Source organism: Pseudoalteromonas sp. APAL1 (assembly GCF_021532475.1).
Classification (GTDB): Bacteria; Pseudomonadota; Gammaproteobacteria; order Enterobacterales; family Alteromonadaceae; genus Pseudoalteromonas; species Pseudoalteromonas lipolytica_C.
The window spans coordinates 1-13,599 of record NZ_JAKGAW010000074.1; the positions used below are offsets into that span (position 1 = coordinate 1).

Consider the following 13,599-nt stretch of genomic DNA (forward strand, 5'->3'; position numbering starts at 1 on the left):
ATCGCCAACTGGTTGAAGCGATGATCAAAGTGAAGGCGCTAAATAAGATCAACACCCTTGGTCTGCCTAAATATCAGTAAGTTAAGTGAATTTGTTAGAGAGCTGCATTTGATCAACAAGGCCGTTGACATCTACAATTATACACTCAACCAACCACCTAACTTAGACATTACAATTTAATTAGAAGTTAAAAAACTTGAAGCTATAAAAATAATGCCCGAAAAAAGCCAAACTCCACAGTATTTCACCCAGCAATTACTATTAAGATAAGTGACATTAGGATTGTTAGAGTCAATTAAAATTGTACAATCAATCCCATTTTTAAACTGGGCTATAAGCTGCTGATCAAAAGCAACAAAAACACTATAAAAATTACCTTTGAATTTATAGCTGACTAACATCCTCTTGTAGTGCAAAAGCTCTAAATTGCGCACGTTATTATCAATTACATTGTTAATGTTTACAATTTTACAAACTCGCCAATGTTGCTTATCATAACGAATCCTGAGCCATCTTATAAATGTTAGTAAGCTCAACATAACGAAACAAAGCCCTAATAATAAAAGTAATAAGCTACTCATTTTTTAATGACTTATAAATATAATGGGCAGTTATAAGATCACTTAACGCTGTGCCAACAGACTTAAATACTGTTATATCGGATTCACATTTTCTCTCATAGTTATTTTTTTTAGCTAGATCCGCAAGCTCGCCGGATATATTAGCTTCATCAAAAACTCCCTCAGAAATAGGAATCAACAATTCACCAGCTTCAGCAAGAACATTCTCCTTGCTATCTACATATACCTTACTTTGTGCGATAGTAACACTGTCACATTCGCGCGAGTCGCAGCGATGATTACCAATCAAATCAACATGCGTACCAGGCTTTAACCAACCACCTTTAAATAATGGCGTTGGTGAACCTGTTGCGCAGCTGATCACATCGGCACTTTTAATAACTTTTTCACAACTTTGTCCGATAACAAACTCAATATCAGTAAATGCACGCTGTAAGCTATTGTGTAAAACAGCAACTTTATCTTGATTACGCCCAATTAACGTTACACATTTAAAATCGCGCACACTCAAGTGTGCTCGAACCATATACTCAGCTAAATTGCCGCTGCCAAAAAACACTAAATGCTGGCTATCTTTTCGCGATAAATAGTAGCTTGCCAAAGCAGATACTACAGCTGTGCGCCAAAGTGTTACACGTGTACCATCAACTAGAGCAAGAGGTTCACCATGAGCACGAGAGAACAGCATTATTTTTGAATAAAGTGACGCATACTCACTATCAGTATTACTTGGAAAGTAGGTAAATGCCTTTACTCCAATAACCTGTTCATTCCATGCTGGTAATACGGCAAATGCGTCATGGTTTGTGTCTGTTTTATCTAACTCATACACATGACGCTTGGGCATAGTAAACTGCTGAGCAAATCCTTTTTGTAAAGCAATGCGAAGCGAGTCAAAATCTAGGACAGCATCAATTTGCGTTTGATCTATTACTTTCATCCTACCCCTCCAATTCGAACAGCTTAGGGGCGTGGGTTAATACTTCATAACCATTTTGAGTTATTAAAATATCGTCTTCTATTCGCACACCACCAAAATTCGGAATGTAAATACCAGGTTCAATCGTGATCACATTACCTGCCTCTAATACATGGCGGCAATTTTTATTAATAAAGGGCAACTCATGTAAAAACAAGCCAACTCCATGGCCCAACCCTTGCCCTGCCCATTTACCAAAACCAGAGTCATCGAGTACTTGCTGTGAGATGTTTTGTAAGTCTAGACAGTCAACACCTGCTTTGAGTAGGTTGATCGCTGCTTGCTGAGCATTACTTACGCTTTGATAGATTGCTGATTGTTTCTTTGAAGCTTTACCAAGTACATAACTGCGAGTCATATCAGAGCGGTAACCATTGACCACTGCGCCAAAATCAAGAGTAATAAAATCACCTTTAGATAGAGTACGTTCACTCGGGCTGCCATGAGGCAGTGCACAACGCTCTCCAAACATTAAAATAGTGGCAAACGACATTCCTTCAGAGCCTAGTTTTTGCATTCTGAATTCAAGTTCCAGCGCTAGGTCTCGCTCTGTTACACCTTCTTTAAAATAGGGTAATGTTTGTCTAAGCGCTTCGTCAGCAATGGCCGCAGCCGCTTTTATTTGCTCGACTTCCCAATCATTTTTAACCATGCGTAAACGTTCAACCATACCGGTAACTTGTGTAACTGTATGACTAGTTAACTCACTTGCCACTTGCTGCCAAAGTGCAACATCAATAAAAGCGGCATCAAAACCTAATTGACTATTAGTCGTTAAAAAACGATTTATGCACTGACCTAATGTTTCACTATCACGATCACGGCTGACAACCTCAAAGCCAATAGACTCTTCTTGAGCTCGGCCAAAATAGCGATAATCGGTTATTAGTACACTTTCCTCCGCAGTTATTAACGCGTAAGCAGCATTACCGCTAAAGCCACTTAAGTAACGAATATTTTCATGGCCTAATACGAGTAGTGCTGTTAACCCATTTTTTTTTAATGCCTGCTTTAGTAATTGTTGGCGAGAGGTAAATTGATTTTTCATCGAAATATAAATCCTTGCTTTAGGGGATCATTTGGATCAATTAAAAAAGTATGTTTGCCAGTGACAAAGGCTTCACCGCTCACTCTAGGTATTACTGCATGGGTATCAGCTAACATGCGTTGCGCTTTTAGCTCAACTGAAAATATAGAGCCTAAAATACTCTCTATTTTTATTTGCTGTCCTAATTTAAGCCTGCCTTTTGCAAACTCTAATGCAGCTCTGGCACTCACGCCGGTACCAGTAGGGCTGCGATCTAATTCGCCCTCAGCAAAAATGCAGACATGACGACTAAATACAGAATGACTTTTTTGTGAATTTGAATAGAAAATCACCCCATATAAAAAGCTTAATGCATCATCGGTCGGGTGTTTTGGTTGGTAGTGGCTATTAACATGCTGCTTAATGATTTTTCCTAAGCTAATAATTTGTTCATGATCGTTGGGCGCCAAACTTACATCCAAAGTATCAGCATCTACAAAAGCATAATAAGCGCCGCCATAAGCAATATCGCAATTGACGGTACCAAACAGAGGTATCTCTATTGGCATATCAAGTTTTTCTGCATAACTTGCAACATTATCAAAACAAACACTTATTAGTTGGGTATTTCGAAGAGTAATATACGCCTTGATAAGCCCTGCAGGTGTATCTATACGTAACTCATTAACGCCTTCAATAAAGTTGCAAATACTGCTATCTTTAGCTGCTGTGGCAAGCGCAATGATAGCGTGACCACACATTGTGCTATAGCCTTCATTATGTAAAAACAGTACGCCAAAATGGCTATCTTTACGTTCAGGTTTTGTGATCAACGCGCCGTACATATCAGCATGACCTCGGGGTTCAAACATCAGTGCTTTACGTAGGTGATCGAATCTTGTTAGGCAATCAGCTCGCTTTTCAATCATGGTTTGCCCTTGTAGTTCAGCAAACCCATCAATGATTATGCGTAAAGGTTCACCGCCGGTATGCATATCAAGAGTATCCACTTGCAGCCAACCATCTTTAGGCTGTTGCCAATGAGAAAATAAACTGTTCGTCATAGTTAACCTTAAAATTTATACGAAAAATGCCAAGCAGTTTCCTGCTCAGCATTAAGGCTGTATGGCTCAAATGAGCATGTGCTTAAACATCAAAACAACAAACTAAATTACCCTAAGATAAATAGCTTAGTCCGCTGTTTTCAAACAGCTGTTTCACTAGGGAGTTAAAACTCTATACGTGCAACTAAAGACACATAACGCGCGCCTTGACGCCCTGTCACGAGTCCATAGTCTGGATTCAGTTCTAAGCCATTATCACCGTACTGCGCACGCTCTTCATTGATTGACATAGCACTATCACCATCAAATAAGTTATAGACGGTGCCTTTTAAAGTCATATCGGTACCAAAAAAGTCCGTGTTATAAGTCAATGACATATCGACATTCGTTAACCAAGGTAGGTTTCCTTTGCTACCACGAGGAGCTGGATTACCATTTTCATCGTAATGTGATGCTTGATCATAGTATTGGCTAATACACGCATCCCAAGGATTCCCCTCTGCACAGCTATCTACGCCCGCTGGATGAACTGAAAAGTAACTTTTAGGACGGCCTGATGTAGTACGGGCAACAAGACCAATGGTCAGAGCTTCTGTGATGTTGTATGCACCACTGAATTTAAATGCATGGCGGTGGTCGTTAGGTAAGTTACCGTAGCCGTGATCCATCAAATCGCCATAGTCATAAGAGGTTGTCCAGCCTGGATCAGCTTGGTCGTTATCCGTTTTCACAAGCCCTTCGGTGTTACCATAACTATGTGACCAGGTATATGAGGTATTAATACGTAAATCATCCGTCACATTGCCGTCTAAGGTAAACTCAAGTGCTAAGTACTTTCGCTTCGCCTCTGGTAAAGCAAGTTCATCAGCACTTAAATTAACCTCATCAATCTGCCCATCACCGTCAAAATCATATGACATTTGAATAGCTTCACCTGGGTTATTAAGCACATAATAAGAGCCTTGACCCACGTTATCGGTAATGCCCATTTCTGCCAGCTTTTTAGCTAATACCGGGCCGACATCAGTGTCTTCAACACTGCGTCCAAGATCACGATAAATAGCGCGTACACCTGCTGACATAGTATCGAATACTTCTTGCTGATAGCCGATAGTAAATTCATCACTGTACATTGGTTTTAATGCAGATGAAGCAATCAACCCTGGTTCAGTAATACCACGCTGGCGCCAACGCCTATCTCGCAGCATATCTCCTCTGCTTGGCGAGCCATCAGCCATTAAACTTGGTGCACCGTTTGCGTCTAGTTCATCTAACTCAAAGTACTCAAACCATTCAATCGAAGCAGATCCTTGGGTGATATTCATGTTCGCAGATACGGGTTGGAAATAACGTCCATATGTAGCAAAGATCTTAGCACTGCCATCACCCGACACATCATAAATAGCTTGCAAACGCGGTGCTATTTGATTGTCAATATCAACGAAGGCACGACCATCTGATACCGTGTTTTCAAACTGGCTATAGCGTAGCCCCATGTTAAGCACTAAACTATCGGTTGCTTGCCATGAATCATTAATATAAAAAGCGAGTGAAGTTGTATCTGAATCGACTTCTCGACTTCGAACTCGTCTTTCTATAAAGTCACTCCCCAAAGGTGCACCTGATATATCATTTTCACCGGCAGTTTTAACTGTCCACCATCCCTCAGCATCACCAATACCGTTTTGACCTTCAAAGTAATCAACTTTTACATTAGTGTAATCAATACCAAACTGGATTGAATGCATATCTAGATCCCAATTGAAATCAATCCTTGCTTGGTCGCGCGTAAACTCTTGTTCAGTCACAGACGAGTTTGTATGTTGACTCAAAGTGACAAAGCCATCACGTTCATCCCAAACTCCAGGATTTGGAGATGCGACTACATTTTCAACGTTTTCAGTCACTCGGCCAACAACTGCTGAAACAGAAAAAGTATCAGTTAGGTAGCCATTATAATTTAAGCTATATACTTTACCGCCATCTTCCCCTGGTGCATCCACACCTTGTTGCTCACCAATCACATTCTCTTGCCAGCTGTAAGCAAAGGTTTTATCGGTCCAAGTGCGCTTATTGTTCATTGCTGAAAAACCCACTGAGTGATCTTCATTTATAAACCAATCTACTTTTGTAAACCAGCGGTCTTCATCGCGCTCAAAATCTGAATAAGTCGTTTGGCCAGCGCCAGTAGACTCTTCACGGCGTGGTGCAAACAAACCATAAAAGAACAATGTATCTTCGATAATTGCACCACTGGCCCAGAGCTGAAGTTCTTTAAAATCGTAACTGCTTTGCTGTGTATTTGTACTAATAGTGCCATTTTCTTGATAAATAGAGTCGTGCTGGCTACGTAAACTATCAGGATCCCAGCGTACTTCTGCACCGAAGTTAAAGTCATTATCACCAGACTTAGACACCGCATTAACAATACCGCCAAGTGCTCCACCAAATTCAGGACTAACACCACCCGTTTTCACTTGCGTTTGTGAAATAGCTTCCCATGGCAAGCGAATTGAGCCTAAACCTGAACGAATACTGGTTACGTTTAAGCCATTAAAGTAATAACCATTTTCAGCTGCTGATGAACCACCAAAGCTTGAAGCACCATTAAAACTTGCGCCGCCCGGTGCCGCTGTGCCTGGAGCTAACAAAGCAATACTTTCAAAGCCTGTATTAACTGGCATTGCTTTTAATTCAGCATCACTGAATGTTAGACCTGAAGTAGACGAGGCCATATCAACACGGCGAATGGCGGATCCCGTAACGGCAATACGCTCAATATCGCTACCTGCTTTGTATAATTGCGCGTCTAGAATAATTGATTGGCCAATAGTTACGGCTACATTTTCTTCAACTAATGGCTCAAAACCTTCTTTACTAATGGTTACATCATAAGTGCCCACTGGCACATTGCGCAGTAAATAGTCACCATCATTATTACTGGTAATGGTATACACTAAGCCTTTACTTTTATGTTTTAAAGTTATTGTAGCCCCTGTTAAATCGTTGCCAGCTTGTGCCACTACATGACCTTTAACAATGCTGCTACCATCAACTGCTTTTACTGTAGGAGTCATTATTAATGCAGCCGTCACAGCCGTTGCTAACAGCGATTTAATGCCTATTCCCCGAGTTTGCTTTTTATTATTTGTAAACATGTGAATGTTCCCTTGTTCCTGTTGGTTATATTGCCTATTTAACTTAGACGACAAAAAATATACACCTATTACATATTGTATACAATATTAAATATACACCTAATTCGTATTCATCTTTAAGCAACTGATCTTATTAATGAAAAATTCTTATGAACTTTCGACCCAACAGAAAGGATCTATTTATGGTGCTAATGGGAATAATAAAAAGGGGGGGGAAGGCATCACTTCTGTATTATTGCTGCTGGAAAGCTAAAGCGATGCCTAAAGTTATAAATTAGGGTTTAATAGCCGGTACTAGTTGCTAGGTATATTTTTTAATTACTTTTTTCACTTTCTAATTTTATCAGTAATTGTTTTATATCGTTTTTAGCTTTAACAATATGATTTTTTAGAAATTCACAGGCATTTTGACAGTCTTTTTTTCTGCATAACTCGAGTAAAGTACGGTGCTCTTCAGGAGCTTTTGTTAAACCGCCTGCCAATAAAATATGCATACGTACATAGCGCTCTGAGTTTTTGCTGTACATATCAACCAACTCACGGGTTTGTGGTCGCGCGGCGCGGCTGTATAATTTAGCATGAAACTGGCTGTTTAAATCGCCAGTGGCAAGGTGGGTATCGCCGGCATCCATGGCTCTTTCAAGCTCAGTTAAAATAAGCTCGGCTTCAATAAAGTCTTGATCAGTTAAGCTTTGTATTGAATGTTTTAATAGCTCGGCTTCAAGAAGTGCTCTGAGGTCAAAAATTTCGTCAATTTGCGACGCCGAAAGCTGTGTGGCAGTGGCTCCTTTATGAGCTTCAAAGTAAACCAGCCCTTCGGCTTCAAGTTGTAGCAAAGCTTCACGCACCGGAATTCGACTCACGTTTAGCTCTGTGGCTAATGCAGCTTGGCGTAGCGGATCACCCGCTTTTATTTCACCTGAAAGAATTTTTTCACGAATAGCTTCTGCTACAAGCTGAGTTCGAGTTTTATGTTCTATGGCCATAGTAATTTCTATAAATTGCATTTGATATACATTATACCTATAAAAACACGCATGCCAAGTTAGAATCCTTCACAATAAAGAGATAGCGGGAAATGCAATTTCCACTCCCGCTACAATTAACTAAGACTGATAGCAAATTGGTCGCAAAAATCTCAACATTGCATTTAACCCAACGGAAGTGCTACGTACATCTGTGGAGCTTGGAAATGGTCCACCATGGTTCATTGAGCCACATACTTCTACGCCGGTTGGCATTTGATTGTGTATTAAACGCCCTACTTTGTATTTCAGCTCTTCTATAACGTGTTCAGCTTTAGCTAAATCATCAGCGCTGTCATGCACACTTGCCGTAAGCTGCCCTTCAAGCGCTGCTACTAGTAAACTTAACTGCTCCATGCTTTCATAGCGAACCAATAAAGCGGCTGGGCCAAATACTTCTTCACGTAATGCAGGGGTTGCTAAATAGGTATCAACATTACAGGCAAATACATGGGCATTACCATGAAAGTCTTCTGTAAGTGCGCCTTTTGCAATAAGCTCTACGTTTTCGAGCTCACTGCGCTGGCTAACTTGCTTTTTAAAGGTCTTCACAATACCTGGGGTTAATAAAGTATCTGAGGCGGCTGCACTAATGCAGTTGGCTACCTCGGCTTCTAATTCATCACAGCCCGTTGGTACCAGCCATAAGCCAGGACTGGTACAAAATTGGCCATTACCCATTAGCATTGATTGGCATAGCGCTTCAGCCATAGCTTTACCTTCATTTTGAGCTTTTTTTGGTAAAACTATTTGTGGATTTATACTGCCGAGCTCGCCATAAAACGGAATAGGCTCTGAACGCTTGGCAATTGTTTCTTGTAGTAAACGTGCGACATTAAATGACCCCGTAAAACCAACAGCTTTAATAGCTGGCGCCGCGACTAATTGATGCGAAATATCGTAAACATCACTTTGCAGCACTGAAAATACACCTAGCGGCATATCACATTCTTTAATCGCAGCAAGCGCTGCACGAGCCATTAGCTCCCCTGTGCCTGGATGCGCAGTATGATTTTTAACAACCACTGGGCAGCCTGCTGCAAGTGCGGCGGCGGTATCCCCCCCGAGTGTTGAAAATGCATACGGAAAATTAGACGCACCAAATACAGCTACAGGCCCAAGCGGTAAGTAATTAAGCTCTGTACGAGGTTTAGGTAGTGGCGAGCGATTACTATCAGCTTCATCAATCAGCTTTAAACCTAGTGGTGAATCTGGGTTTTCACGCAGTGCACTGGCAAATGCTTTTAACTGATTAACCGTGCGCATTCGCTCACCTTGTAAGCGTGCCATAGGTAAATTGGTTTCTTGCGCTGTTTGCGTTAGTAAATCATCGCCAAGTGCTAAAATTTGCTCTGCAATACACTCTAAAAAATCTGCACGCTGACTAAAACTCGTTTTTCTGTACTCGATAAAAGCATTATCAGCAGCATCAACTGCCGTATTTAACTGAGTACTCGTTACATTAAAGTAGCGTGTCGATAATGGTTGATTTTTAGCCGGTGAAAAGGCTTGAAATTCACCTTGCTCAGCGCGACCTTGCCATTGTCCGGCAATTAGGCTTTGTCCTGTTAATGTCATGCTTTTCTCCTCGTTAAATTACTTGAAACCCATAGGCATATGGGTCGTCGTCATCTACTGTAATGGTGCTCGTTCCGGTTACCCGAGACCAGCCACGAATGCTAGGTAAAATAGCAGTTTGACCTGCCACTTCAGACACCTGCTCTATACAGCCAATAAACTGGCTGCCAATATAACTTTCATGAATAAATGCATCGCCTTGCTGCAATAAGCCTTTACTAAACAACTGAGCCATGCGGGCGCTAGTGCCTGTTCCGCATGGTGAGCGGTCAATGGCTTTATCTCCATAAAAAACCGCATTAGCCGCATCTGAGTTGGAATTTTTGGGTGAGCCAGTCCATAACACATGGCTAGCACCTTGAACGGTAGAGTCGAGCGGATGGATACATTGTATTTTGGTATTAATAGCATCACGCACTAATGGGCTGTATTTGAGTAATTGCCCTGCACTAAAATGTTCAATACCTTTAAAGTTGCCCTGTGGTTCAACAATAATATAAAAGTTACCACCAAAGGCGATATCAACCTTTAATTCGCCCAACTCTGGAATATTGATACATATAGACTGATGCGCTAAATAAGCAGGCACATTGTAAATTTTAACCCACTGCACTTTACCACCAGTCATTTCATAATTGACCTGAACTCGTCCTGCTGGCGTATCCAGTTTTAAAGTACCGGGGGTTTTAGCATGTAGCAAACCATGCTCTAAGGCGAAGGTAACAATACCCATTGTACCGTGACCACACATAGGTAAGCAGCCGGAAGTTTCTACAAATAAAATGGCTGCATCACCATCTTCGCTAGTAGGTGGGTATAAAAAACCGCCCGACATCATATCGTGACCTCTGGGCTCAAACATGAGCGCTTGACGGATCCAGTCATGGTTAGCTAAAAAGTCCTGGCGCTTTTCGCTCATGGTATTTCCCTGTAACAGGGGGTGGCCACTTGTTATAAGCCGCACAGGGTTACCGCAAGTATGGCCATCTATACAAAAAAATGTTCCTTTGCGCATCACTTAATCCAATTTAGGTTTATTTACATCAACACAATACGCTTTCGCAGTATCGTTAAGCGTTGATGAAGAAGTTTTTTCATTTACAACCAGTAGTTTAAAATCTGCTATAGCTTTTACTATAGCGCTGCCAACTAGTTGCCATGTAGAGTTAACTAACTCATCACTATTAAACTGAGCGGCTATTGCTGGGTTTACACCATGCCAATTGGTTTTCATTTGCCTATTCCGAACTGAATTTATGCTTGATATGATAAGTATATTGTATACAATAATCAATATCCTATTTTAATATTAAATTTATAGGTACACACCCTTAAAAGATTACAAATAACTAATTACACATAACTAATTGAAATTTATAACTAAAAATGAGTTAGAAAGAGCTTGTAGAGCTTTTTCTTACTACTTGTCAGTAAATACAATATCGATTTATTTTTTAAAAAACGTATAGCGTTTTACTTTTATCATCAGGGGAAGGTAATTTTGACCAATACAAGAACTCAAAGAGTCGCCGTGATCGGTGCCGGTGTAATTGGTATTTGCACAGCTTTACAGTTACAACAAGCTGGCTTTGCAGTGACGCTATACGATGAAAATGGCCTAGCGCAAGGCTGTTCAAAAGGTAATGCTGGGCACTTTGCCACCGAACAGGTATTTCCTCTAGCGCAGGTAGCATTATTAAAAAAATTACCTGCTATGCTTTTTAACCCATTAGGACCATTGCGCATTGATTGGCGCTATGCAATAAAAGCTCTCCCTTGGTTTTGGCAGTTTATTAAAAATATGCCTACTGCCAGATTTATTGCACATACACACGCTCTCAAAGCCTTAAATGAACATGCAATTCATGCTTATGAAAGATTATTAGCAAACTATCAACTGGGCCACCTGCTTACTAAACAAGGGAGTTTACTTACCTTTGAAAAAACCCCATTGGTTGATGTGCAGCGCACCTTGGCTATGTATCAAGCGCAAGGAATTAAAGTAAAGCTACTTGATACAAAGCAAGTACATGCTCTAGAGCCCAGTTTATCCGACAAAATAAAACACGCTTTATTATTTGAAGACGTTGCTCATAGTATTGAACCACATTTATTTTGTATCCAATTAGCGCAAAAGTTCAGTTTATTAAAAGGGCAATTTCGTCAACAGAAAGTAGTTGCTATCACGCCTAAAAGTGAAGGTTTTATGGTGAGTGATGAACAAGATAGTCTCAATTTCGATAAAGTCGTGATCGCAGCGGGTGCTTGGAGTGCCTCTCTCATCGAGCCGCTTGGATACACAGCACCTTTAGATACCGAGCGTGGTTACCACTGTATGGTTAATATTAACCATGGCCTAACACGGCCCGTAGCTTCCGCTGAACGGAGTCTTATCATGACCCCGATGAGTCAAGGGTTAAGAGTGGCAGGCACAGTGGAGTTTGCGGGTATAAATAGAAAGGCTAATAATAAACGTGCATTAGCTTTACTGCCCCATGCACAAGCGTTATTAGCTAGCCAGCCTCTTAGTGCCAAGACTACATGGATGGGCTGTAGGCCATCATTGCCTGACTCATTACCTATAATAGGCCAAGCCCCCAATCACAATAACCTGTACTTTGCCTTTGGTCATCAGCATTTAGGGTTGACACAAGGAGCCATAACTTCCGAGTTAATTACAGATTTGTGTCTCAATAAAGCCCCCTCCATAAATTTAGAGCCATATTCTATAAACCGGTTTATGCGCTAATTCTTTAAAAATTATAATTAAACAAATACATAGGAGAACCTAATGATGACCAAAGGTATTGGTACTCAAACGAAAGAACAAGCACTTGCTAGTCTTTCCAATATGACTCGCGATTTAATTCCCATTCAAGCTGATGAGCATCTAGCCCGTATTGCCCGTGCTCAAGAGTATATGCAAGCCAATAATATTGATGCAATTTACTTAAATGCAGGGACTAACCTTACTTACTTTACGGGTATGCGCTGGTACGCAAGTGAGCGCATGGTCGGTGCTATTTTACCCGCGAAGGGCGAAGTACAATATATAGCCCCTGATTTTGAAATTGGCTCTCTCAATGGCTTTAAAGTTATAGAAGGCCCAATTCGCGGCTGGCTTGAACACGAAAGTCCTTATGCATTATTTGTCAAAGTGCTCACCGAAATGGGCATTGCTGAGAACGGCACTGTAGGGATTGACGAAAGCGCGCAGTTTTTCATTTTCGATGGCATAAATAAAGCGCAAACAGGCTTAAACCTCGTTAATGCACAGCCTGTTACAGCTCATTGCCGCATGCATAAGTCAGCCAATGAACTAATGCTAATACAGCGTGCGATGGATATGACCTTAAAAGTTCATCAGGCCACAGCCAGCATGCTATATGAGGGTATAAGCACAACTGAGGTAGAAGAATTTATTAAACAAGCGCACAAAAAAGTTGGCGCGCCTGGTAACTACTTTTGCATCGTTTTGTTTGGCCTCGCGACATCATTTCCTCATGGTGTCAAAGAGCCACAAATTCTTAAAAAAGGAGATATGGTTTTAATTGATACTGGCTGTAAAGTACACGACTACTTATCAGATATAACTCGCACTTACGTATTTGGTGAAGCTACAGACCGCCAACGCCAATTTTGGAATTATGAAAAAGCCGCACAAATGGCCGCTTTTGATGCAGCTCAAACAGGTCAAAGTTGTGAGAGTGTCGACAACGCTGCCCGCTCTTACTTAGCAGAGCAAGGCCTTGGCCCTGAGTATCAAACACCTGGCTGCCCACACCGTACCGGTCATGGTATAGGCTTAGACATCCATGAATGGCCTTACCTAGTCGGCGGCGATAAAACACCTCTAGCCGCAGGTATGTGCTTTAGTAATGAGCCAATGCTAGTTGTACCTGGTGAATTTGGTGTGCGTTTAGAGGATCACTTTTATATTACTGAAAATGGTCCAAAGTGGTTCACTGAACCCGCTCATAGCCTCGAAAACCCATTTGGGTTATAAGATAAATATACTCATTGCTGCACGGCGAATACTTACCGTGCAGCTAATTAGTACTTGAACATTAGGCTTGCGCAATCTCACCCTTTCAAGGGCGAGTCAAGCAAGAGGTAACTAGTCTTTTTTCTGACTTAAAGCGCGTGAAGTTTTTACGGCTCTTTCACTTGGCGGTGTGTTTTGATTT

General features: G+C 41.2%; 10 protein-coding genes. 2 read left to right on the top strand and 8 right to left on the bottom strand.

Annotated elements, in window-relative coordinates:
* Positions 1–573 precede the first annotated feature (573 nt).
* The 8 genes from L1264_RS20465 to L1264_RS20500 all read right to left on the bottom strand — a co-directional run bounded on the left by L1264_RS20465 (position 574) and on the right by L1264_RS20500 (position 10,646).
* Entirely contained in the window at positions 574–1,521 is a 948-nt protein-coding gene (locus L1264_RS20465; protein WP_119853813.1) for an ornithine cyclodeaminase family protein, read from the bottom strand.
* Between the two features lies 1 nt (position 1,522).
* On the bottom strand, positions 1,523–2,608 hold the full coding sequence (locus L1264_RS20470) for a M24 family metallopeptidase (protein ID WP_036973855.1): 1,086 nt from the start codon (positions 2,606–2,608) through the stop codon (positions 1,523–1,525).
* Positions 2,605–3,651, bottom strand: coding sequence for a proline racemase family protein (locus L1264_RS20475; RefSeq protein ID WP_235404511.1), 1,047 nt, complete (start codon positions 3,649–3,651; stop codon positions 2,605–2,607). Before L1264_RS20475 ends, L1264_RS20470 begins: the two co-directional genes overlap by 4 nt.
* A 164-nt stretch (positions 3,652–3,815) precedes the next feature.
* On the bottom strand, positions 3,816–6,809 hold the full coding sequence (locus tag L1264_RS20480; protein WP_235404513.1) for a TonB-dependent receptor: 2,994 nt from the start codon (positions 6,807–6,809) through the stop codon (positions 3,816–3,818).
* A gap of 314 nt (positions 6,810–7,123) precedes the next feature.
* Positions 7,124–7,795 carry a GntR family transcriptional regulator gene (locus tag L1264_RS20485; protein WP_055022350.1) on the bottom strand — a complete coding sequence of 224 codons (672 nt, stop codon included), beginning with the start codon at positions 7,793–7,795 and terminating at the stop codon, positions 7,124–7,126.
* Between the two features lie 120 nt (positions 7,796–7,915).
* Positions 7,916–9,412 carry an aldehyde dehydrogenase (NADP(+)) gene (locus tag L1264_RS20490; protein ID WP_235404515.1) on the bottom strand — a complete coding sequence of 499 codons (1,497 nt, stop codon included), beginning with the start codon at positions 9,410–9,412 and terminating at the stop codon, positions 7,916–7,918.
* A gap of 13 nt (positions 9,413–9,425) precedes the next feature.
* Positions 9,426–10,427 (bottom strand): 4-hydroxyproline epimerase, encoded by a 1,002-nt coding sequence (locus L1264_RS20495; RefSeq protein ID WP_010557844.1) that lies wholly within the window; start codon positions 10,425–10,427, stop codon positions 9,426–9,428.
* Between the two features lie 3 nt (positions 10,428–10,430).
* A complete protein-coding gene (locus L1264_RS20500) occupies positions 10,431–10,646 on the bottom strand; it encodes a hypothetical protein (RefSeq protein WP_036973850.1) in 216 nt (71 codons plus the stop codon).
* Positions 10,647–10,913: 267 nt separating this feature from the next.
* Between L1264_RS20500 and L1264_RS20505 the strand changes: the two genes are divergently transcribed.
* A complete protein-coding gene (locus tag L1264_RS20505; protein ID WP_036973849.1) occupies positions 10,914–12,161 on the top strand; it encodes an NAD(P)/FAD-dependent oxidoreductase in 1,248 nt (415 codons plus the stop codon).
* A 42-nt stretch (positions 12,162–12,203) separates the two neighbouring features.
* A complete protein-coding gene (locus L1264_RS20510) occupies positions 12,204–13,418 on the top strand; it encodes a M24 family metallopeptidase (RefSeq protein WP_036973848.1) in 1,215 nt (404 codons plus the stop codon).
* Positions 13,419–13,599 lie beyond the last annotated feature (181 nt).